This window comes from Sphingopyxis fribergensis (genome assembly GCF_000803645.1).
Classification (GTDB): Bacteria; Pseudomonadota; Alphaproteobacteria; order Sphingomonadales; family Sphingomonadaceae; genus Sphingopyxis; species Sphingopyxis fribergensis.
In genome coordinates this window covers 4,940,463-4,958,204 of the sequence record NZ_CP009122.1, presented here as the reverse complement: position 1 = coordinate 4,958,204, position 17,742 = coordinate 4,940,463, and the positions used below count along the sequence as shown (strand labels likewise).

Sequence of the window (17,742 nt, the reverse complement as noted above, 5' to 3'; positions counted from 1 at the left end):
ATAACAAGATGACCGCCGTTCGCCAAGCCTTTACGCGCGAAAGCGCCGATGCCCGCCGCGCGGACCTGATCGAGGCGACCGCAGCAGTGCTCGCCGAACAGGGGCTGGCGGGGACGAATGTTCGCGCGATCTGCGCGAAGGCGGGGGTGTCGCCGGGACTGCTGCGCCATTATTTCGGCGGCATCGACGATCTGATCGTCGCGACCTACGAGGCGACAAGCGACCGGATGGACGCGATTTTTGCGGGCGCGGTCGAGGGAGCGGGGGCTGACGCGCGCGCGCGGCTTCTGGCCTATCTGACCGCAAGCTTCCGCCCGCCAGTCACCGATCCCGAACTGTTGGGGGCGTGGACCGCCTTTTGGGCGTTGGCACGAAGCGATGCGCGCATGGCGGCGATTCACGCGGAAAGTTACGCGGGCTATCGTGCAAGGCTCCGCGAACTGCTCATCGCCTGCGGCGCGGTCGACGCCGAACGGCTGGCGATCATGCTGACCGCGATGGTCGACGGCCTGTGGCTCGAACTGTCGCTCGATTCGACCAGCTTCGGTGCCGAAGCGGCGGTGACGATGGTCGAGCGCGCGGTGGCGGCGTTGCTATCCCGCTAATCGTGCCCCTGCGAAGGCAGGGGCTCATCATCGAACGTCGCGTACAAACCTGTCGCTTGCGGAGACCTTATGGGCTGGAGATGGGCCCCTGCCTTCGCAGGGGCACAGCCCAATTCCATATCGCCTACTTCGATAAATCGCGCAGCAAACTATCCCAATGCGCGAGCGCGGGGGCAATGGCGTCGACCGGGACGCGCTCGTTGAGGCCGTGCGCATAGCTGTCGCTCGCTTTCGAGAACAAGCCCGCGACGCCATAGCTTGGCACGCCCTGGATGCGGAAATGATAGCTGTCGGTCGCGCCCGCACTCATCGACGGGATGATCGCCAGCCCCGGCGCGCGCGCATGCACCGCCTTCGTCACCGCAGCGACAACATCTGGACGGAGCGGCGAGGCGTCGCTCGCGCTCGCGTCGGGATCGGTGTTCACCTTGACTGCGGGGTCGGCAATCACCTTCTCCAGCTCTGCGCGCACCGTTTCGACGGGGACGCCGGGGAAGATGCGGCAGTTGATGTTCGCGGTGGCGCGCTGGGGCAGCGCATTCTCGGCATGTCCGCCCTTCACCAATGTCGGCACGCAGGTGGTACCGATCTGACCGACATATTCGGGATCGGCGCGGATCGCGGCGATCGCCTTGGCGTCGGTGGGGTTCGCGGCAAAGGCCTTCAGCGCCGCGCCGATATCGCCGCCGACCTGATCGGCGACGATCGGCATGCCGACCTTGGTCAGCTCATTCTGCTGCGGCGCAAAGCGGTACGCGCCGACCTTGGCGAGCGCGGTCGACAACTGCACGATCGCGTTGACAGGCGACGGACGCGAACTGTGGCCGCCGGGGTTGGTGACTTCGAGCGTGAAATCCGCATAGGTCTTCTCGCCCGCTTGCAGCCCGTAATATTGAGGCTTGCCGTCCTCGCCGATCAGCCCGCCGCCGCCATCGCCATTGAGGGCAAATTCGGCGCCCTTGTACTTGGCGGCGAGCGCGCGCGTCGTCGTCATCGAGGTTTCTTCGTCACCCGAAAGCAAGAGGATGATCGACCGCTTCGGTTTGAAACCGTCCTTCTTGAGCTGCGCCATCGTTGCAACCATCATCGACACGTCGAACTTGTTATCCTCCGACCCGCGGCCGAAAATATAACCATCTTCCTCGACGGGTACGAAGGGGTCGCGCGTCCAGTCCTTGGGATCTGCCTCGACGACGTCCATATGGCCGAGCAGTACGATCGGCTTGCCCTTGCCCGTTCCCGCGAGCGTCGCGGCGAAGGTCGCGGTTTCACCGATCGGGGTGATCTCGATATCGCTGTCGGCATAGCCCGCCGCTTTCAGGACACTCGCAAAATAGGCCGCGAGCTTGGGAACCTGCCCGCGCCCCTCAACGGTCGGGATCGCGATGCTGTCCTTCAGGATTTTCTTGGCGGTTTCGGTGTCGGCGGGCTTCGCGTGGACGGGCGCGGCGGCGAGCAGAGCGGCGGCGAGGGCGAGCGGAGCGGTATGGTTGCGCATGGACGCGGACTATGGCGCATCGTCGGCCGGCGTCAATCGTCGAAACCAGGAGCCGCGATCACTATGACGAATATCGGCAATCGACCAATTGCGGACATTTCCTCTCCCCTCCCGCAAGCGGGAGGGGAGAAAGCCCCATATTGACCGATATATCGCGCGCGGGGCGCAGGAAAGTCTCGATCTCGAAGCCTTTGGCGACGACCCCCGGCTTCAACCGGTCGGAGACGCAGGCACCGGTCGTTGCGGATGCATCGATGTCGGCCCCGGCGAGATCATCCTTGCACGCCTGTATATTGGTCACCGCGAAATTGACGCCGTTGAAGGTGTTGAGCTGATAACTGCTATATTCCTGCCAGAAAGCGGCGAGGTTGACGTCGATTCCGGGGCCGTCCCATTTGACCCCGAGCTCATAGGCATCGACCTTTTCGCTCGCGAATTGCAGGTCGCTCGTCTCGGGCCGACCGTTGCCCGGCGTGTTCGCGGGTCGCGCAAGCGCACTGGTGCAGGCCGCGTTTTGCGCGGCGGATCCCGCGGTCGTGCTGCACGGCCGGTCGAGCGCCGAAAAGTCGAGGTTGAAGCCGCCCTCCTTATAGCCTTCGACACCGAAGCGTAGACGAGCCATTCGGGCGCGGGGCAGAGCGTGTTGGTGAAATTGGCGTCGCCCGCCAGCGTCTTTTTCTCATGCGTGTAACGCGCGCCGACGGTCAGCGTCAGCGCATCTTCGATGATGTCGAAGCTGTTGTGCGTGAACAGCGCATAATTGGTGCCGCGCTGATGAAAGGTCGATCCATTGTTGCCGGTGCTGATCAGCGGAGCGGCCCCGAGCAGCGCCGCGATGCCCTGGAAACCGGGGAAGCTTGCTGCGGGCAGGTTCGAGCAGGTCGCCGACGCGGGGTTGATCAACGCCGTCGATGAACGGGCCGACCGACGATTCAAGGCCGGGATTTTCGCCGACCGTGCCGATGCCGCGGATACGGGCCGAAAAATTGACCTCGCTCGTCGCACCCGACACGAGCAGCGAAGGGGCGACCTGCCCCAGCGAGCGGACGTCGGGCCGCCGGTTTTTTCGAGTGTGTCGCCGGTGACTGCCGAGACCGCGATCGGCACGTCGGACAGCGCCTCGCTGCGGCGCGTCGCGGTGACGATGATGGTGCTGTCGTCGGTTTCGGCGCCGGCGCCTTGTGCCGTGGCGGGCGTCGCCAACAGGCCCAGGACAAGCGACACGCCGGCGGCGCTGATGCGCAGCATATGGGCGGCACTGCGGGAACGGTCATTCACGGGACCGGCCCTCCTCTCACAAGATTTATCGATGTGGGGAGGGCGGTCTTTTTATCGTAAGGCAAAAGAAAGGGGCGAGACACAATGTGTCCCGCCCCCGATAGCCTGAAATTTTCTGCTACTTAGAACTTGCCGCGCAACGTCACGCCGTAGGTCCTGGGTTCGGCCAGGAACTGCGAGAAGATCTGCCGCCCGCCCGGATATTGCGGGTCGGAGAAGGCGGTGGTCGCCGAGGTCGCGCCTTCCTGGAACGGCGAGTTGAACGCGACCTGCGCATATTGCTTATTGAAGATATTCTGGCCCCAGAATTCGATGCCCCATTTCTCGTCGGGGCCGCGAATGCCGATACGCGCGTTGAACAGCGCATAGCCATTTTGTTCCTTTTGCGGGAACAGGTCCGACCCGGTATTGTAATCGCTGGTCATGCGGCCATCGATATAGACGAGGCCGGAGAGGCCGCTGCTGCCGATATCGGGCGTCCAGGCGACGCTGCCGGTTGCGACCAGTTCGGGCGCATTCGACAGATTGTTGCCCGGCAGCAGGCGCAGCGCCTGGTCAAGCGGGGCGCCCGAATTGTTACCGACCAGCTGACCGCGATATTTGGTCTTCGCATAGGTCAGGCCGGCGGTCATGCGGAAGCTGCGTGCCGGAACGAGCGAGGCTTCGAGTTCGAAGCCTTCCGACCGGACACCATGGCTGACGTCGTCGGTCGGGCAGGCGCCGGTGGTCGCGGCGGCGGCATTGAAGTTCGGCGCGCCGGTGAACTTGCTCTGGTCGCGATCGCCGCCATTGAGGTCGCTATCGCATCCGTTGACGTTCTGGACGAGGAAGACGGTGCCGTTGAACGTGTTGAGCTGGAAGCTCGAGAAATCCGACCGGAAGAGGGTCAGGCCAAGGCCGAACGGACCGGTCGAATATTTGGCTCCGATTTCATAGCTGTCGACCTTTTCGGGGTCGAACTGCAGGTTTTGCACCAGCCCCTGCGCCCCGCCGGGGGTCGCCGCGAAGGGCAGGATCGGCGATTTCAGCGCCGAGCGGTCGAGGTTGAAGCCGCCCGCCTTGTAGCCGCGCGAATAGCTTGCATAGACCATCAGGTCGTCGATCGGCTTGTACGACAGGATCGCGGTGCCGGTCCATTCGTCCTCGCTCCGCTTGTCGCGGATCGACACATTATTGAGTTCGGCGGTCGAATTGCCCTGACAGCTGAGGCCGATAAGTGCGCCGGCAAGCGCGCGGGCGGTGCCGATCTGTGTGGCCGTCCCTGCGGTCGTTGTGGTCAGATCGTCGAGAACCAGTCCCTGGACCGTCGTGCAGACGGTGTTGTCGTTGGTGAAGGTCGCCGCGAACTTCTTCTTATCGTTGGTGTAGCGGACGCCAAAAGTGAAATCGAGCTTGTCGGTGATGTGGAAGATATTGTGCGTGAACAGCGCCCAATTCTCGCCATTTTGGCTGTAGCGATCGTTGATGCTGCCGCGATCGCTCAAGCCGTCGAGTGCGGTCAGGGCGGCTACGATGTCTGGGCCTGAAGCACCCGCTGCGCCCGCGATTGCCGCGAAGCCGGGCACGCCTGGAGCGGCGAAAGGTACGACGCATCCGGTACTGGTTGGCGAATACAGGCCCGCAAGTGCGGTGCCGGTGATCAGGCGACATGCCGCGAAGCGGCCATAGTCCTCGCCGAAGCGCAGATTGTCGCGTACCCGCAGCTTTTCATTGGCGTAGAAGCCGCCGACGAGCCAGTCGAGCTTGCCGTCGAAGGCCTCGCCCTGCAGGCGCAGTTCCTGCGTAAAAGTGTGGAACTGGCGATACGCATCGTCGCTGTCGCCGCGATAGAGGATGTCGACCGTGCCATAGTCGACGTCGCCGGCCTGGCTCGACCGATATTCGCGGTACGCGGTGATCGACGTCAGCGTCACGCCGCCGAAATCATAGTCGATCTGGCCCGAGAAGCCATAATCCTTGGTTTTGCCGGCGAAGCTGCGCCCCGGGGTAACCGAGATGTCGCGGCTGTAACCCTGGTTGAACGCGCCGACCGACTGACCAAGGTCGCGCAGCACGTTGATGATGTTGTTCGACGTCGGGGTCGCGCCCGCACCGACGGCCGTAGGCGTGTTGAGATTGCCGATATATTGGTTCACCGTCGGACCGACATAGGTCGCCGCGCAGCATTCCTCGTCGCGCGAGGTATAATCGGCGATCAGGCGGACCGACAGCGCATCGGTCGGCTCGAACAGCAATTGCCCGCGCAGGAAATAACGGTCGCGGTTGTTGATGTCGCGGTCGTTCGCGGTGTCGTTGTAGAAACCGTCGCGCTTGACCCACACGCCGTCGAGGCGCGCGGCGAGCGTGTCGCTGATCGGACCGGTGACGCTGCCGCCGAGGCGCCAGTAATCATAATTGCCATAGGTGATCTCGCCCGTGGCGCCGAAGTTGAAATCGGGCTTTTTCGAATAGATGCTGATCAGGCCCGCCGACGAGTTGCGGCCGCCGAGCGTACCCTGCGGGCCGCGCTGGACCTCGATGCGGTCGATTTCGCCGAGTTCGTTGAGGCCGATGCCCGAACGCGAACGATAGACGCCGTCGATGAAGACGGGGACCGAGCTTTCAAGGCCGGGGTTGTCGCCGACGGTGCCGATGCCGCGGATACGCGCCGAGCCATTGGCTTCCGAACCGGTGGACGAAACGAGCAGCGACGGCGCGAGCTGGTTCAGCTGGCGAATGTCGTTCGCGCCGCTGTTCTGCAGCGTTTCGGCGCTGACCGCCGAGATGGCGACCGGCACGTCGGACAGCAATTGCGAGCGACCCTGTGCGGTGACGATGATCGGGGTGTTGTCGCTGTCGTCGGTTGCGGTCTCGGCCGGCGCGTCTTGCGCGAAGGCCGGGACCGATACGGCAGCGATGGCAAGCGATACGCCGAGCGCGCTGGTGCGCATGAATCGGGCAGCACGAAGGGAAGATGATTTCATATCGGGCACTCCTCTCAACATTTATTTATTTTTGTTGCCGGGGGAGCATAACTCAATTGCGCGACCGATCCAGCGGGAGGCCCGTATTTGCGTCGTTTTTGGCTGGGTGATGCTTTTAGGCCACAGGAAGAAAAGCGCCTGTTCGGTAGGGCTTAGCCTCTATTCGGCGGCGACCGCGCGGCTTGCCGTAGCGTCAACGGCTGTGCCATTGCCGCAAGGGAAGCGGAGCAACCGGCCCCGCGCGACCAGCATAGCCTGATAGGCACCGGAAAAATTTGTGGCGATCCCGCGGTCCTCGGCGGACAGTCCGCCCGTCAGGCTGCCAAAGGCGGGCAGAATCAGTCGCCTGTTATCGCCTGCAAAACAGGGGCGCGACACCGGGCGGCCGCGGATCCTCAGCCGCAATTTGGGGTGAAAATGCCCCGAAATTTCGGGGCGTACTTCGTGGGCGAGGCTTTGGTGGCGAAAGACGATGCCGTCGACGATCAACTCCTCGGCGACCTCGCCGCCCCACGCGCCGCCGGTCAGCCCGTCGTGGTTGCCCGCGATCCACAGCAGCCTTGCCGTCGCCGCCTGCCCGAACAGGCGTTCGGCGACCGCGGGCACGATCCGCTCTGCCGCGTCCCGATCATGAAAACTGTCGCCAAGGCACCAGATTGCGCGCGCGCCGGTTTCGGCCGCGAGCGCCGCGAGCCGGTCGAGCGTGTCGTGGCTGTCATAGGGCGGCAGCGGCTGGCCGAGCGCCGCATACCAGCTCGCTTTCTCCAGGTGCAGGTCGGCAACGATCAGCGCCCCGTGGCGCGGCCAGAACAGCGCCCGGTCGGCCAGCATGTGAAACTGCTGGCCCGCAAAATCGAAAGTTACTGCGGCGGACATGGCGCCGCTATGCAGACCCCCTCGCCGCGCCGCAAGCGTCCTAGATACCGCGCGTCGCCATATTTGCGGCGAAGCGTTGGCCGGATTCGCGATGCGCGCCGTCGGGCAGGTCGAACACGACGCGCTTGTTCGGGAAATCGATCTCGACGCGGTCGAACAGCGCCAGGCTGTCCATGCCGAGCAGCAGCGCCGGCCGCTCGTGGAGCCCCAATGCCTTGAATGCCTGGCCGTCGGCAAAGCTGACGGGCAGGTCGTTGACGTCCATGCCGTTGATCACGATGCGTTTGATCGCGCTGCGCATCGCGGGCACCGCCTCGCCGGTTACGGCGTCGAGGATCGCCGGGGTAAAGGGAAAACGGTTGGCGCGCTTGCTCACGACCAGCCTTTGCAACGCCATATTGCCGACGCTCGTTTGGGCCCCGGTGTCGACGATCACATCGATGCGCTTGCCGTTCAGGCGCGCGTCGGACAGGATCAGCCGGCCCGCCGAATTGCGCGCGGTGACGACGATTGCATCGTCATCCTTGATCAGCGACGGGGCGCGACGGCGTGTTTCGAGTATCTGCATGCTTTCCTTGCGGAAATCGATCAGCACGCGCCGCTTTTCGAGCATGTCGACCCCGATCAGCCCGGCGGCACCGATATGCCGCCCGAAAAAGGCGGGAGCCTCGACAGAGGCGAGGTGCAGTTTCTGCATCTGAAGCGCCGCGACGCGATAGCTGGGCACCATTGCCGACCCGCCGATCGTCGCCAGCCGCAGCTTTTCGCCTTGTACCAGCCCGAGCCGTTCGGCGAGTTCGCGAGCGATCACCGTGCGTTCGGCGCCGGTGTCGACGAGGAAGGAAAACGGCCCTTTGCCCCCGACCATGACCTTGACCGACATCCGCCGCGACGCGTCGAGGTCGAAGGGTTCGATGAACGGAACGAGCATCACCGGCGGGGCGGCCAGTTCCTCGCCCGGGGCGGGCGCGGCGACGGGAATGGCGGGCGGCTCGGTGGGGGCCGGCGTCGCGCCGGTCAGCGCAGGCGCGGCGAGCAGCAGCGCCAAAAGGACGGACCGCTTCGAAGCATAGGTCATCGCTGGCATCCTCTATATATTTTGCCGCATTCTACGCCTCATCGCGCCGCGCAGCAAGCGAAACGCCGGTCACTCGTCGAGGCGCATCGCCGTTTCGGCGAGCGTATCGGCAAGTTCGCCGAGCAGCATGTCGTCAAGATCGGAGGCGGCGACATTTTCGCGCCCGATCAGCACGAGCACGGGGATCGCGAGCGGGCTGATGCGCGGCAATGTCCGATGCACCATCGTCCCCGCAGCGCGGTCGAGCAGGTCGCCAAGCCGCGCCACGTCAGTGAGCCGCTCGCGCGCATCGGCCCACGCGGCTTCGAGCAGCAGATGATCGGGTTCATATTTGCGCAGCACGTCGAAGATCAGGTCGGTCGAAAAGGTCACCTGTTTGCCCGTCTTGCGCTTGCCCGGATGCTGGCGCTCGATCAGCCCGCCGATCACCGCGACCTCGCGGAACGCGCGTTTGAGCAGGTGCGAGCTTTCGACCCACTCGACGAATTCATCCTCGAGGATCGCCGAGTCGAACAGTGCGGCGGGGTCGGCGACGGGACGCAGCGACCAGATCGCAAGCGCATAGTCCGACGCGACGAACCCCATCGGCTGGAGCCCGGCGCGGTCCATGCGCTTGGTCAGCAGCATGCCGAGCGACTGGTGGGCGTTCCACCCCTCGAACGGATAGGCGACCATATAATGGAGCCCCTCGTGCGGGAAAGTCTCGACGAGCAGTTCGCCGGGACGCGGCAGCACCGATCGCAGTTGCTGCATCTCCAGCCAGAAGCGCACATCCTCGGGAAAGCGCTGCCAGCTCGCCGGGTCGGCGAGGAAGCCGCGCACGCGGTCGGCGAGCCGCGTCGACAGCGCCATGCGCGCGCCGACGTAGGAGGGGATGCGCGCGGGCTTCGTCGTCGCGCGGACATAAAGGTCGGTGTCGCGGATCGACTCGACCTCAAGGCTGAGGCCGGCAAAGGCGAAGGTGTCGCCCGCGGTCAGCGTGCTCGCAAAATATTCCTCGACGGTGCCGAGCCGCCGCCCGTTCCTGAAGCGCACGTCGAGCGTCGGCGCGTCGACGATGATCCCGGCGTTGAGCCGGTGCTGTGCGGCCAATCGCGGGTGCGCGAGGCGCCAGCCTCCCTGTCCGTCGGGAGCAAGACGACGGAATCGGTCGTAGCTTTTGAGCGCATAGCCGCCGTCGCGCACGAAACCGAGCAGGCGCGCGAAGGTTGGCGCGTCGATCCACTGATACGGCATCGCCGAGCGAATTTCGCCAAGCAGTTCGTCCTCCTTGAACGGCGCCGCGCAGGCGAGCGCCATCACATGCTGCGCGAGCACGTCGAGCGCGCCGGGGCGAAAGCGGTCGGCGTCGCGCTCGCCCGCCTCGACAGCATCGAGCGCCGCCTGCGCCTCCAGATATTCGAAGCGGTTGCCCGGCACGATCAGCGCCTTGCTCGGCTCGTCGAGCCGATGGTTGGCGCGCCCGATGCGCTGGAGCAGCCGCGACGAGCCCTTGGGCGCGCCCATCTGGATCACGCAGTCGACATCGCCCCAGTCGAGCCCGAGGTCGAGGCTCGACGTCGCGACGAGCGCGCGCAGCCGCCCTTCGGCCATCGCCAGTTCGGCGCGCTGGCGCGCCTCGCGGTCAAGGCTGCCGTGGTGGATGGCGATCGGCAGGCCGAGGTCGTTGACCTTCCACAACTCCTGGAAAATCAACTCGGCGAGCCCGCGCGTATTGCAAAAGATGATCGTTGTGCGGTTCTTCGCGACCTCGTCCATCACCTGGTGCACCGCATAGCGCCCCGAATGCCCGGCCCACGGCACCGCCCCCTCGGGCAGCAATATCTGGATATCGGGGTCGGCGCCTGCTTCGCCCTCGACCAATGTCACGCCATCGGCATCGCCGTTCGGCGCAAGCCAGCTCCGATAGGCCGTTGTGTCGGCGATGGTCGCCGACAGGCCGACGCGGCGCAAATTCGGCGCGATGTGCTGCAGCCGCGCGAGCGCCAAACTCAGCAAATCGCCGCGCTTGCCGGGAGCAAAGGCGTGGATCTCGTCGATCACCACGGTTTTCAAATCGGCGAACATTGAGAAACTGTCGGGATAGGACAGCAGCAGCGACAACGATTCGGGGGTCGTCAGCAGGATGTTCGGCGGGCGGCTGCGCTGGCGCGCCTTCTTGTCAGAACTTGTGTCGCCGCTGCGGCTCTCGACGCTGATCCCGAGCTCCATTTCGGCGATCGGACCGAGCAAGTTGCGCTCGACGTCGGCGGCGAGCGCTTTCAGCGGCGACACATAGAGCGTGTGCAGCCGGTCGGTCGGATTTTGCGCGAGATCGACGAGCGTCGGCAGGAATCCCGACAGCGTCTTGCCTGCCCCCGTCGCCGCGACGAGCAGCGCACTCTCGCCCCGCGCACCCGCGGCGAGCATATCGGCCTGATGCCGCCGGAGCCGCCACCCGCGCGCGCTAAACCATTGAGCAAAAGGGGCGGGGAGAGACATATTGCGAACGTGGGGTGGGAGAGGCGCACGTGCAACGTTTCTCGCATCGTCCGCTATCCACCGAAGTTTGCCATTCCTTCCATCGCCACCCTGAACTTGTTTCAGCATCCATGGCCCGCCACTTCCTTCGGCGCAGCGCCGGGATGCTGAAACAAGTTCAGCATGAGGAAATTTTGAGGGCAACTCATCACCCCAAGGCGATCGTTCGTCGCCATAACGCTTCAGGCGATTTTCTTTGCCTTTGGCGCGGGCGTCTTGGGCTTGTAGCGGCAGAGGTCGTCGACCGGGCAGCGCCAGCATTCGGGGGTCCGGGCCTTGCAGATATAGCGGCCGTGGAGGATCAGCCAGTGATGCGCGCCGACCCGGAAGGGCTGCGGCGTGTTCTTTTCGAGCTGTTTTTCGACCGCGAGCACCGTCTTGCCGGGTGCGAGCCCGGTGCGGTTGCCGACGCGGAAGATATGCGTGTCGACCGCGAAGGTCTCCGCCCCGAAGGCGCAGTTCATCACGACATTGGCGGTCTTGCGCCCGACGCCGGGCAGGTCGACGAGCGTGTCGCGGTCGGCGGGCACCGCGCCGCCGAAGTCGCGGACGAGGATTTCGCTGAGCGCGATCACATTCTTCGCCTTGCCGTTGAACAGCCCGATCGTCTTGATGTGCTGCTTGAGCCCCTCTTCGCCGAGGTCGATCATTTGCTGCGGCGTCTTCACATCCTGAAAGAGCAGCCGCGTCGCCTTGTTCACGCCGACGTCGGTCGCCTGCGCCGACAGCACGACCGCGACGAGCAACTGATAGGTGTTGCCGAATTGCAGCTCGGTCTCGGGGCTCGGGTTGAGTTCCGCGAGCCGGCGGTAGAATTCGAAGATGTCGGCTTTCTTCATCGCCGTTACGACAGCCCCAGCACCTGCGGCATCGTATAGCGATCGGGCTTCTGATGGATCAGCCACAGCGCCGCACGCACCGCGCCGCGCGCGAAGATCATGCGGTTTTCGGCGCGATGCGACAGGGTGATCATTTCCTCGGCGCCGGCGAAGATCACATCGTGATCGCCCGCGACGGTGCCGCCGCGCAGGCTCGCGAAGCCGATGTTGCCTCGCCCACGCGCACCGGTCATGCCGTCACGGCCGCGTTCGGAGCTTGTGTCGAGGCTGATTCCCCGCCCTGCAGCCGCCGCTTGCCCGAGCAGCAGCGCGGTGCCGCTCGGCGCGTCGACCTTCTTGCCGTGGTGCATTTCGAGAATCTCGATATCCCAGTCGGCATCGAGCCGCGTCGCCGCCTCGCGCACCAGATGCGCGAGCAGCGTGACGCCGAGCGAGGTGTTGCCCGTCTGGAGCACCGCGATATCCTTTGCGGCATCGTCGATCAGATAATGATGGCGTTCCTCAAGCCCCGTCGTGCCGATGACGATCGGGGTCCGTGCCGCAACACAGGCATCGAGCGTCGCCTCGAGCGCGTCGGGCGACGAGAAATCGACGAGCACGTCGGCGTCGCTGGCGAGGTTCAGCACGTTCCCGCCCTTGTCGACGCCGCAATGCTTGTGCCCCGCCTCGGCGATCGCGGCTGCGAGCGCGACGCCCATACGTCCTTCGCTGCCGATAATTCCGATGCTGGTCATACCCAAATCCCCGTTTGCCCTGACGCCGGATCCAGTCCGGGTGAAGGGCCGTCCTTGCTAAACCGCCGCTTTGAAGGAAGAACGGTCCCTCGACAAGATCAGGACGAACGGAGTTAATGTGCCCCCGATCAACAATATCGTGATCCTGACCGGCGCAGGCGTGTCGGCCGAAAGCGGCATCGACACCTTTCGCGACGGCGGCGGATTGTGGGAACAGCACCGCGTCGAGGATGTCGCGACGCCTGAGGCCTTTGCCCGCGATCCCAACCTTGTCCTACGCTTTTACGACATGCGGCGCGAGGCGATCCAGACCAAGGCGCCCAATGCGGCGCATGACGCGCTCGCACGGCTCGATGCCGCATGGCAGGGCGAGCTGCTGATCGTCACCCAGAATGTCGACGACCTCCACGAACGCGCGGGCGCCAAGCGGCTGATCCATATGCATGGCGAGCATCTCAATGCTTGGTGCACCGGGTGCGACACGCGGATGCCGTGGACCGGGCCGCTGCTCGACCGGCCGGCGTGTCCGGCGTGCGGCGTGGCGGGGCTGCTCCGTCCCGACATCGTGTGGTTCGGCGAAATGCCGTACCGGATGGAGGACATCTATCATATCCTGAACCGCGCCGACCTGTTCGTGTCGATCGGCACGTCGGGCGCGGTCTATCCCGCCGCGGGCTTCGTGCGCGAAGCGCGCGCGTCGGGCGCACGCACACTCGAACTTAATATGGAGCCGAGCCAAGGCTCACACTGGTTCGACGAAGCGCGGCACGGGCCCGCAGGCGTGCTGGTGCCGGCGTGGGTCGACGAGATGCTCGGCTAGCGCCGCGCGGCGAAGAAGTCGCGGAGGAGCGCCGCCGCCTCGCCTTCCCCGATCCCATCGTAAATTTCGGGCCGATGATGGATCGTCGGCTGCGCGAAGGTGCGCGGGCCGTGGACGACCGCCCCGCCCTTCGGATCGTCGGCGCCATAATAGAGCCGCGCGATTCGCGCATGCGCGATGGCACCGGCGCACATCGCGCAGGGCTCGAGCGTCACATACAAATCACAACCGTCGAGCCGTTCGTTGCCGAGCTTTGTCGCCGCGGCGCGAATCGCGACGATTTCGGCGTGCGCGGTCGGATCGTGCGATTCGCGCGGGCGGTTATGGCCCTCGGCGATGATGGCGCCCTCCTTGACGATCACCGCACCGACGGGCACTTCGCCCCATTCCGCGGCGATGCGGGCCAAATCGAGCGCGCGGCGCATGGGTTCGGGGAGCGGGAATGAGGCCATAAAAGCGGCCTATGCGCTTGACGAATCTCCTGCAAGCCGATAAGCGCGCGCCTTTCCCGGCTCACTCCGGTCCTGACTGCCCGTTTTACGGGAAGTGCCCGGACGCCGATCCGAAATTTTTTTGACCCAGTTTTTTTGACGAGGACGAAGACCATGTCGCGCATCTGCGAACTGACCGGCAAGGGCCGCCAGGTTGGCCACAATGTGAGCCACGCCAACAATAAGACCAAGCGCACCTTCCTGCCCAACCTGCAGAATGTGACGTTGCTGTCGGACGCGCTCGGCAAGGGCGTCAAGATGCGCGTGTCGACCCACGGCCTGCGCACGGTCGAACATAATGGCGGCCTCGACAACTGGCTGCTGAAGGCCGGCGACGACCAGTTGTCGGCTTCGGCGCGCAAGGTGAAGAAGGAAGTCGCAAAGAAGCTGGCTGAAAAGGCCGCTTAAGCGCTTCCAAATCGCTGAAACAAAAAGGCCGCCGGCTTACCGCGCGGCCTTTTTGCTGTCCGGCTGCTTCTTCGGCGGCAGGTTCACCAGCTCGAATTGCAGCAACAGGCTGCGCTGCCAGACGTTGAAATTATCGTCTGCCACGAGCCACAGCCAGGTGCGCCCCTGCTCGACCGAAATCGCCGCGCCCTCATAATTTTCGGCGAGCGGTGCGGGAACGCGGCCGATCGTTCGCGACCGCACGACGGCGTCTTTCTTGATATCTGCCGGGTCTACGATCGCGATCACCGTCGTGAAGATCGGGTCGAAACCGAGCCGCCGGTGGACGATCAGGATGCGCCCATCGGGGAGCGCCGCGGCGTCGCTGACCAGCCCCCGACCCGCCGGATCATAGAAAAAGCGAATCGGCTCCGGCCCCGGCGCCGCCGGATCGTCGGAATAGATCAGCGCCGCGCGGCCTCGCGGGTCAGCGTCGGCGCCTTCGGAAAAAACGACCGTTCGCCCGTCGGCAAGCCGCACCATCGCCTCTGGCCCCTGTTTCGACGGCCACTGCGGCCGGGCGGGCAGGTCGCGGCGCGATTCGATCGTGGAAAGGCGAGAGTCGAGGCGCCATATCTGATTAATTCCCTCGAACGCGATCCAGCGCTTGCCGCTCTCGGGGTCGATCGCCATCGCTTCGGAATCGACCATCGACTTGCGCTGCGGATGTCCGTCGGGGGTAGGCAGCGCGCGAATCCGGAAAGCGGCGATTGCGCCGCGCGAATCGAGCGCCAGCGAGGTGGCATGGCCATTGTCGCCGATCAGCTCGAACTTTCCCGGCGCGATATGCGCAATGGCCGAAAAGCCGCCGAACCGGCCGTGCGGGCTGACGAGCCGCCAACCGCGAACGAAACGCATCGTGCCGCTGTTCGCGGGCGCAAAGACGAGCGGGCGCGCTGCAGCGCTTTGCGTCGGGTCGCTTTCGGGAAAACGCAGGACGGTGCCGGGCATCGGACCGACGGCGACAAAGATCAGGGCGGCGAACAGCAGGCGGCGCATCGCGGTGGGGTTAGGGCGCCGGCATGAGAAAGGAAAGCGGTTCGCCGCAGAAAGCTGAACATTGGCCAACAATGATGTTCAGGCTTCGCTCAAAGCGAGTCGGGCAAAACATGATCATCGACAAAGCCCAGACGGGCCAAACGACGACGAAGGAGAACGACAATGAAAAAGATGATGACCCTCTCGATCGCCGCCCTGATGTCCGCAGCGACGCTGGGCATGGCGGCTCCCGCTGCGGCGCAGAACGGCTATTACGACCGCGACGGCTATTCGAGCTATAATGTTCGCTACGACCGCGACGATCGCCGTTACGACCGCCGCGATTATCGCCAGAGCAACCGCCGCGATTATCGCAACAACCGCAATTATTACCGGGGTGACCGTCGCAATTATCGCCAGTGCGACAATGGCACCGGCGGCACCGTGATCGGTGCGATCGCAGGCGGCCTTGCCGGTCATGAGATTGCCGGCCGCGGCGACCGCACGGTCGGCACGATCCTCGGCGGCGCTGTCGGCGCGATCGCCGGCCGCGCGATCGACAAGGGGAATGACGGCTGCCGTTAAGAGGCAGTCCCGACCCCCAATAATTTCCTTCCCTCCTTCGCCCCGTCCGGCCTCCGCCGGGCGGGGTTTTCTTTGTCCGAAGCGCGCAGCGGGGGGAGGACTTGCCAACATGGCGGGGGAGGACTAGGTTCGGCGCCAAGTGCACGCCCGCGTTTTTGCGGGCGCGTGAGCAGAACAGGTTATACTAGCCATGCGGCAAATGGCAGCGCCATCAGGGCGACCGCCGCGGCCAGGTTCAAGAACAGGGCCGGCGGCAAAAGGACGGAACAAGGCAGGCGGCGATGCGCGCCCGATGCCGGTCACGCGGCCGCGCAGCTATGCAGCCATCGATCTTGGCACCAACAATTGCCGGCTTTTGATCGCGCGCCCGCAAAATGGCGAACTCGTCGTCATCGACGCCTTTTCGCGCATCGTGCGTCTGGGCGAGGGCCTGCACGGCAGCGGGAAAATCAGCGAAGCGGCGATGGACCGCACCGTCGCGGCGCTGTCGATCTGCGCCGACAAGCTGCGCCGCCGCCATGTCTCGCTATCGCGTGCGGTCGCAACCGAAGCGTGCCGCCGCGCCACCAATGGCGAAGAACTGGCCGACCGCGTCCGCCGCGAAACCGGCATCGTCCTCGATATTATTTCGGCGGCCGAAGAGGCGCGACTCGCCGTCCTCGGCTGCCACAACCTGATGGAGCCCGGTGAAGGCCCGGCGCTGATCTTCGACATCGGCGGCGGCTCCACCGAGCTCATGCACGTCGATGTGTCCGACCATGACGTGCAGATCCACGACTGGATCAGCGTGCCATGGGGCGTCGTGTCGCTGACCGAACATGCCCCGCTTCCCGAAGACAGCCTCGCCGGCCGCCAGGCCGCCTATGCGCATATGCGCGAGGTGACACGCACCGCCTTTGCCGCCTTCGCCGACCGCGCCGAGCAATTCGCGGGGCAGAAACTGCGGCTGCTCGGCACCAGCGGCACCGTCACGACGCTCGCCAGCGTCTTCCTCGACCTGCCGCGATACGACCGCCGCGCCGTCGACGGGCTGGTCGTTCCTGCCGACGCGATGCGCGACATCAGCCGCCGCCTCGCCGATGCGAGCATCGCCGACCGCGCCGAAATCGCCTGTATCGGCCGCGAGCGCGCCGATCTGGTCGTCGCGGGCTGCGCGATCCTGGAAAGCATCATCGACCTGTGGCCTGCCGCGCGCGTCGGCGTGGCCGACCGCGGTATCCGCGAAGGCATTTTGCGCACGCTGGCGATGCAGGGCCGCGACATTCCCGTGACCCGCCGCGAGTATCGCAAATGAGCGGTGCCGGCGGAAAGGGCGGCAGCGGCCGCGGCGGCCTGCACGTACGCGTCAAGACCGCGCGCAAGCGCAGCGTCTCGTCGACACGGTGGCTGCAACGGCAGCTCAACGACCCCTATGTGCGCCGCGCGCAGGCCGAGGGATATCGCTCGCGCGCCGCGTACAAGCTGATCGAGCTCGACGAGAAATTCGGCTTCATCAAGAAAGCGCGCGCGGTCGTCGACCTGGGCATCACGCCGGGCGGTTGGTCGCAGGTCGTGCGCAAGGCGAACCCGCGCGCGCGCGTCGCGGGGATCGACCTGCTCCACTGCGAACCGCTCGAGGGTGTCGAAATCCTCGAGATGGATTTCATGGACGATGCGGCGCCCGATGCCTTGATCGAGGCGCTGGGCAGCGCCCCCGATCTCGTCATTTCGGACATGGCGGCGAACACCGTCGGCCACCAGCAGACCGATCATCTGCGCACGATCGGGCTGGCGGAGACAGCCGCCGATTTCGCGGTGCAGAATTTGCTGCCCGGCGGTGCTTTCGTGGCCAAGGTGTTTGCGGGTGGGGCCGATCACACGCTGCTGACTTTACTAAAACGTCATTTTTCAACGGTAAAGCACGCAAAACCGCCCGCGAGCCGTAAAGGGTCGCCCGAACTTTATGTCATCGCCCAAGGTTTCAAGGGCCGGAGCAATGACGCGGGGGTGGACGCGGAATAGTCGAATATCGGGTCGAACCGGGGGGAGTT

The 17,742-nt window shown here is 65.0% G+C and carries 17 protein-coding genes and 1 pseudogene; 7 read left to right on the top strand and 11 right to left on the bottom strand.

Features of this window, described 5'->3' with window-relative positions; translation table 11 throughout:
* Positions 1 to 8: 8 nt before the first annotated feature.
* Complete coding sequence (locus SKP52_RS23260; RefSeq protein WP_039579091.1) at positions 9 to 605, top strand: TetR/AcrR family transcriptional regulator; 597 nt, start codon at positions 9 to 11, stop codon at positions 603 to 605.
* Positions 606 to 729: 124 nt separating this feature from the next.
* Here SKP52_RS23260 and SKP52_RS23255 read toward each other — a convergent pair whose 3' ends face one another.
* The 3 genes and pseudogenes from SKP52_RS23255 to SKP52_RS27510 all read right to left on the bottom strand — a co-directional run.
* Entirely contained in the window at positions 730 to 2,103 is a 1,374-nt protein-coding gene (locus SKP52_RS23255) for a M20/M25/M40 family metallo-hydrolase (protein ID WP_039579087.1), read from the bottom strand.
* 61 nt (positions 2,104 to 2,164) lie between these two features.
* Positions 2,165 to 2,725, bottom strand: coding sequence for a TonB-dependent receptor (locus SKP52_RS23250; protein ID WP_039579084.1), 561 nt, complete (start codon positions 2,723 to 2,725; stop codon positions 2,165 to 2,167).
* A pseudogene (locus SKP52_RS27510) lies at positions 2,722 to 3,006 on the bottom strand (hypothetical protein); the annotation flags it as partial. The pseudogene SKP52_RS27510 and the gene SKP52_RS23250, both read right to left, overlap by 4 nt.
* Between SKP52_RS27510 and SKP52_RS27145 the strand changes: the two are divergent.
* Positions 2,894 to 3,490, top strand: a complete 597-nt coding sequence (locus SKP52_RS27145) for a hypothetical protein (protein ID WP_039579082.1) — start codon at positions 2,894 to 2,896, stop codon at positions 3,488 to 3,490. The pseudogene SKP52_RS27510 and the gene SKP52_RS27145 overlap by 113 nt on opposite strands.
* A gap of 13 nt (positions 3,491 to 3,503) precedes the next feature.
* Here SKP52_RS27145 and SKP52_RS23240 read toward each other — a convergent pair whose 3' ends face one another.
* From SKP52_RS23240 to dapB, 6 genes are all read right to left on the bottom strand, one after another.
* Positions 3,504 to 6,344: a TonB-dependent receptor gene (locus SKP52_RS23240; RefSeq protein WP_039579078.1), complete on the bottom strand. Its 2,841-nt coding sequence runs from the start codon at positions 6,342 to 6,344 to the stop codon at positions 3,504 to 3,506.
* A gap of 159 nt (positions 6,345 to 6,503) precedes the next feature.
* Complete coding sequence (gene pdeM, locus SKP52_RS23235; RefSeq protein ID WP_052208781.1) at positions 6,504 to 7,220, bottom strand: ligase-associated DNA damage response endonuclease PdeM; 717 nt, start codon at positions 7,218 to 7,220, stop codon at positions 6,504 to 6,506.
* A 40-nt stretch (positions 7,221 to 7,260) separates the two neighbouring features.
* Positions 7,261 to 8,298, bottom strand: coding sequence for a retroviral-like aspartic protease family protein (locus SKP52_RS23230; protein WP_039582191.1), 1,038 nt, complete (start codon positions 8,296 to 8,298; stop codon positions 7,261 to 7,263).
* A gap of 69 nt (positions 8,299 to 8,367) precedes the next feature.
* The gene (locus SKP52_RS23225; protein WP_039579074.1) at positions 8,368 to 10,779 is read right to left on the bottom strand and encodes a ligase-associated DNA damage response DEXH box helicase; all 2,412 of its coding nucleotides are present in this window, start codon (positions 10,777 to 10,779) and stop codon (positions 8,368 to 8,370) included.
* A 221-nt stretch (positions 10,780 to 11,000) separates the two neighbouring features.
* Positions 11,001 to 11,657 (bottom strand): endonuclease III, encoded by a 657-nt coding sequence (gene nth / locus SKP52_RS23220; RefSeq protein WP_039579071.1) that lies wholly within the window; start codon positions 11,655 to 11,657, stop codon positions 11,001 to 11,003.
* Between the two features lie 5 nt (positions 11,658 to 11,662).
* Entirely contained in the window at positions 11,663 to 12,391 is a 729-nt protein-coding gene (dapB, locus tag SKP52_RS23215; protein WP_039579067.1) for a 4-hydroxy-tetrahydrodipicolinate reductase, read from the bottom strand.
* 118 nt (positions 12,392 to 12,509) lie between these two features.
* Here dapB and SKP52_RS23210 point away from each other — a divergent pair, with 118 nt between their 5' ends.
* The gene (locus SKP52_RS23210) at positions 12,510 to 13,211 is read left to right on the top strand and encodes an NAD-dependent deacylase (RefSeq protein ID WP_052208779.1); all 702 of its coding nucleotides are present in this window, start codon (positions 12,510 to 12,512) and stop codon (positions 13,209 to 13,211) included.
* Here SKP52_RS23210 and tadA read toward each other — a convergent pair.
* On the bottom strand, positions 13,208 to 13,663 hold the full coding sequence (tadA, locus tag SKP52_RS23205; RefSeq protein WP_039579063.1) for a tRNA adenosine(34) deaminase TadA: 456 nt from the start codon (positions 13,661 to 13,663) through the stop codon (positions 13,208 to 13,210). The genes SKP52_RS23210 and tadA overlap by 4 nt on opposite strands.
* A gap of 153 nt (positions 13,664 to 13,816) precedes the next feature.
* On the opposite strand from tadA, the gene rpmB reads away from it, so the two are divergent.
* Positions 13,817 to 14,110, top strand: a complete 294-nt coding sequence (gene rpmB / locus SKP52_RS23200; RefSeq protein ID WP_039579060.1) for a 50S ribosomal protein L28 — start codon at positions 13,817 to 13,819, stop codon at positions 14,108 to 14,110.
* Between the two features lie 36 nt (positions 14,111 to 14,146).
* Here rpmB and SKP52_RS23195 read toward each other — a convergent pair whose 3' ends face one another.
* On the bottom strand, positions 14,147 to 15,148 hold the full coding sequence (locus tag SKP52_RS23195) for an esterase-like activity of phytase family protein (RefSeq protein ID WP_039579056.1): 1,002 nt from the start codon (positions 15,146 to 15,148) through the stop codon (positions 14,147 to 14,149).
* 162 nt (positions 15,149 to 15,310) lie between these two features.
* On the opposite strand from SKP52_RS23195, the gene SKP52_RS23190 reads away from it, so the two are divergent.
* From SKP52_RS23190 to SKP52_RS23180, 3 genes are all read left to right on the top strand, one after another.
* On the top strand, positions 15,311 to 15,712 hold the full coding sequence (locus SKP52_RS23190) for a glycine zipper 2TM domain-containing protein (RefSeq protein ID WP_039579052.1): 402 nt from the start codon (positions 15,311 to 15,313) through the stop codon (positions 15,710 to 15,712).
* A gap of 190 nt (positions 15,713 to 15,902) precedes the next feature.
* Positions 15,903 to 17,006, top strand: a complete 1,104-nt coding sequence (locus SKP52_RS23185) for a Ppx/GppA phosphatase family protein (protein ID WP_039579048.1) — start codon at positions 15,903 to 15,905, stop codon at positions 17,004 to 17,006.
* Positions 17,003 to 17,713 carry an RlmE family RNA methyltransferase gene (locus SKP52_RS23180; protein ID WP_052208777.1) on the top strand — a complete coding sequence of 237 codons (711 nt, stop codon included), beginning with the start codon at positions 17,003 to 17,005 and terminating at the stop codon, positions 17,711 to 17,713. Before SKP52_RS23185 ends, SKP52_RS23180 begins: the two co-directional genes overlap by 4 nt.
* Positions 17,714 to 17,742: the final 29 nt, after the last annotated feature.

Bases quoted from the DNA above. Each gene is read 5' to 3' on its own strand.
- SKP52_RS23260 (WP_039579091.1), top strand. From the start codon at position 9: ATGACCGCCGTTCGCCAAGCCTTTACGCGCGAAAGCGCCGATGCCCGC.
- SKP52_RS23255 (WP_039579087.1), bottom strand. From the start codon at position 2,103: ATGCGCAACCATACCGCTCCGCTCGCCCTCGCCGCCGCTCTGCTCGCC.
- SKP52_RS23250 (WP_039579084.1), bottom strand. From the start codon at position 2,725: ATGGCTCGTCTACGCTTCGGTGTCGAAGGCTATAAGGAGGGCGGCTTC.
- SKP52_RS23240 (WP_039579078.1), bottom strand. From the start codon at position 6,344: ATGAAATCATCTTCCCTTCGTGCTGCCCGATTCATGCGCACCAGCGCG.
- pdeM (WP_052208781.1), bottom strand. From the start codon at position 7,220: ATGTCCGCCGCAGTAACTTTCGATTTTGCGGGCCAGCAGTTTCACATG.
- SKP52_RS23230 (WP_039582191.1), bottom strand. From the start codon at position 8,298: ATGACCTATGCTTCGAAGCGGTCCGTCCTTTTGGCGCTGCTGCTCGCC.
- SKP52_RS23225 (WP_039579074.1), bottom strand. From the start codon at position 10,779: ATGTCTCTCCCCGCCCCTTTTGCTCAATGGTTTAGCGCGCGCGGGTGG.
- nth (WP_039579071.1), bottom strand. From the start codon at position 11,657: ATGAAGAAAGCCGACATCTTCGAATTCTACCGCCGGCTCGCGGAACTC.
- dapB (WP_039579067.1), bottom strand. From the start codon at position 12,391: ATGACCAGCATCGGAATTATCGGCAGCGAAGGACGTATGGGCGTCGCG.
- tadA (WP_039579063.1), bottom strand. From the start codon at position 13,663: ATGGCCTCATTCCCGCTCCCCGAACCCATGCGCCGCGCGCTCGATTTG.
- rpmB (WP_039579060.1), top strand. From the start codon at position 13,817: ATGTCGCGCATCTGCGAACTGACCGGCAAGGGCCGCCAGGTTGGCCAC.
- SKP52_RS23195 (WP_039579056.1), bottom strand. From the start codon at position 15,148: ATGCGCCGCCTGCTGTTCGCCGCCCTGATCTTTGTCGCCGTCGGTCCG.
- SKP52_RS23190 (WP_039579052.1), top strand. From the start codon at position 15,311: ATGAAAAAGATGATGACCCTCTCGATCGCCGCCCTGATGTCCGCAGCG.
- SKP52_RS23185 (WP_039579048.1), top strand. From the start codon at position 15,903: ATGCGGCAAATGGCAGCGCCATCAGGGCGACCGCCGCGGCCAGGTTCA.
- SKP52_RS23180 (WP_052208777.1), top strand. From the start codon at position 17,003: ATGAGCGGTGCCGGCGGAAAGGGCGGCAGCGGCCGCGGCGGCCTGCAC.